The organism is Pantoea sp. sgz302252, assembly GCF_047713085.1.
Lineage (GTDB): Bacteria > Pseudomonadota > Gammaproteobacteria > Enterobacterales > Enterobacteriaceae > Scandinavium.
The window spans coordinates 1-2,583 of sequence record NZ_JBLFJW010000077.1 but is presented as its reverse complement, the minus strand read 5'-3'; the positions used below and the strand labels follow the sequence as shown (position 1 = coordinate 2,583).

At 44.6% G+C, this 2,583-nt stretch carries 2 protein-coding genes and 2 pseudogenes; all 4 read right to left on the bottom strand.

Translation table 11 applies throughout. The features are described from left to right. Positions 1-247, bottom strand: a pseudogene (locus tag ACLW56_RS24980) (contractile injection system protein, VgrG/Pvc8 family); the annotation flags it as partial. 59 nt (positions 248-306) lie between these two features. Beyond that, positions 307-591, bottom strand: a complete 285-nt coding sequence (locus ACLW56_RS24975) for a type VI secretion system PAAR protein (protein WP_330986293.1) — start codon at positions 589-591, stop codon at positions 307-309. 19 nt (positions 592-610) lie between these two features. After that, the gene (locus ACLW56_RS24970; protein WP_330986292.1) at positions 611-1,615 is read right to left on the bottom strand and encodes a hypothetical protein; all 1,005 of its coding nucleotides are present in this window, start codon (positions 1,613-1,615) and stop codon (positions 611-613) included. Positions 1,616-1,654: 39 nt separating this feature from the next. Next, positions 1,655-2,583, bottom strand: a pseudogene (locus ACLW56_RS24965) (hypothetical protein); the annotation flags it as partial.

Here is a 2,583-nt window from a genome sequence, read left to right as displayed (position 1 = left end):
TGGCCTCATAGCGAAAAACGCTGATGCATTCCGGATGGATATCTGAAGTCGGGTTGGGATTAAAGCAAAACGCGCCTGACTGCGGTAAGCCCGCCACATCGTCTGTCAGCACCATTCGCTGCTGCTGGTCAGACTTATCAAAGAAGAACAGGCCTTCTTCCGCCCACAGCCGCGACAGAAAATCGAGGTCGCTTTCGCCGTACTGCACGCAGAACTCCCGGGCGGGATGCGAATCATAACAAAGTGGCTATTTGCAGGCCGGGAGTCCTGAAGACCTGATATCAATTGATTCAGGTCTTCAGCTATCTAGCCAATATTTACCGTTCCATCGCCGATGAAAACGCCACCGCAGTCAATACTGTCGCTGCTTCGTGCTGCAGGCATCCCGTCGATAAAAACCGTCCCTGCACCCGAAGCAATTTTACGGGGATGTGGCGGATGCTCCGGTTTGTCGTGTGGCGTAAGCGGATCACCCAGACGCGCTGCGGATAAATTATCGATCAAAACCGTCGGAGAACCAGCAATAATCGCTGTTTCATAGTAGCCATCGAGCTGGATTCCTTTGTCACTGATTGTTGCGGCTAAGGGCATAGGTGCCTCCTCGCATGCATTATATTACCGGAACAAATTTGCCATTGATTAATGAGAAGATTGGGGCATAGTAGGCCATGTGCCCCTCACCATTCCCGTCTATATATCTGAATGTCAAAGGTGAGTAAGTCGGCTTTGATTTATTATACATTCTGATCATGCGTCCTTTATTCATCACGATCACATCATAATCCTCCCATTTTATCGGGAGAATAGTTATCTTTTTGTCCTCAATGTCTTCTTTGGGATAAAGTGAAAATAACATATCCTCTCTGCTTTCGCCTGTAGTTTTAGACCATGCATCTAATGCAATAGTATTAGCCTCTTCTAATTTATCTCGATCATGGCTATTGATGATTTCAGCCAGTTCACTATAAGCTTCTTTCAATTTCTGAATTTGAATATCGCTCCCGGTAAATTCTTCAGATTTAACCCAGGCCCATTCAGGAAGATCACTTACCGTTATCTTTTGTACAAACTGATAAATTTCCATATTTTTAGGGTAATAATATTCACTGAAGTAATCAGGATCCATATGCCCTGCAGTTATCTGCTGCGCAATGATTTTCGACCGTATTATAGGGTGCACATTTTCTGGTGATGCCTCAGGCTCTCCCTGAGAGTTGATGTGTACTTTTATCGAGGAAAGGAGTTGTTTATTATCCTCTTTATCAAAGCTAACCACATCCACACTACAACTCGAATCTTTACCAAAACGCCTCTTTTCTTCCAGGGACTTGACTTTAGGGGAGAACCACCCTAGTGCCCCCATTTCAAGGCTGATTTCATTTTCACCGTTTTCCATTAGCATGAGTGAATTTGTACTGGAAATCCCTCCCCCCCGACCGTGAAAAGCAGAATCCCGGTTATCAAATCCTGTTACACCGTTGGTTTTAATGTCACAGAACGCCTGCTCGATATTGAACAGGGTTCTGATTTTTACATATTTGTCACTGGCGAAAGTTGTTACCGTCATAATTGCTCCTATCAATATCATTATTGAAAATAGCGGTTTATATCTCATAAACACTCCTTGTTCTCAGGCATAAGTATTATATTAATTTCATTTATTCCAGTTAGGATTAGAACCCATCGCCCAGGGTTCGTGTACAGGTGGTGAATCAGTTGGGATCTGTAGCACTCGTTCCTTACCATATAAATTAACTCTTAACGGTGACTCTTCTTGAGTCAACTGTTTGCACAACGGCCATTCTTTTTCTATACCGTTCTCTTGATTAGGGGCTGAATTACTTTGCGAATCGTCCCCACCACGTCGCATATCAGCACTAAACTTAAAAGTCCCCTTCACCCCATCATGGCATAATACTAAATCCAGCCCATTATCATGCGGATCCGGTTTAAAGCAGGCTTTGGCACCGATAGTACCTTCTGCCTGTGCGGTAAGTTCAACCACAAAAACCTCTACCTTGAATGCAGCACTGACCACGCCTTTTAGCCCTAAATAAAGCTGACTGTCATCGACAAGATTGAACGTCCACTCATCATTTTTTTTGCTGTACGCCGCACCAAAATTCAGGTTCACACCGGGTTCTATTTCTATATAACATTCCACACTCGTGCCGTGTTTCCTCAGATAATCACGACATTTCGCAACCAGCGAATCTATTTTACAGTACGCACAGATAAACTGAATAATATCAAACCGCAGTGTCGCCTTCAGAAAAGGGCTGCCGTACAGGCCGAAGAAATGACACGGCCCCTTTTCCACATCGGTGTATTGATAAGCATAGGAGATGCCTAATTCCACCGGTGCCACAGTACAACTGAAAACGGAATACTGCCTCGTACTGTTCTCGTTTTCAGGATCGGGGGCAAAGTAGGTATTTATTCTGTCGAGCAGACTGTCTATCCTGCTCAACTGCTCCAGCGCGCCATTACGGCAACGCCTGCTGACCTCCTGTTTATACTCCTCGCTGAACTCAGTATTGCAAACTTTGACACCGAAACTGACATTCAGCATCGTTTTATTGA

Coding starts and splice junctions, on each gene's coding strand:
- ACLW56_RS24970 (WP_330986292.1), bottom strand. CDS start 1,615: ATGAGATATAAACCGCTATTTTCAATAATGATATTGATAGGAGCAATT.
- ACLW56_RS24975 (WP_330986293.1), bottom strand. CDS start 591: ATGCCCTTAGCCGCAACAATCAGTGACAAAGGAATCCAGCTCGATGGC.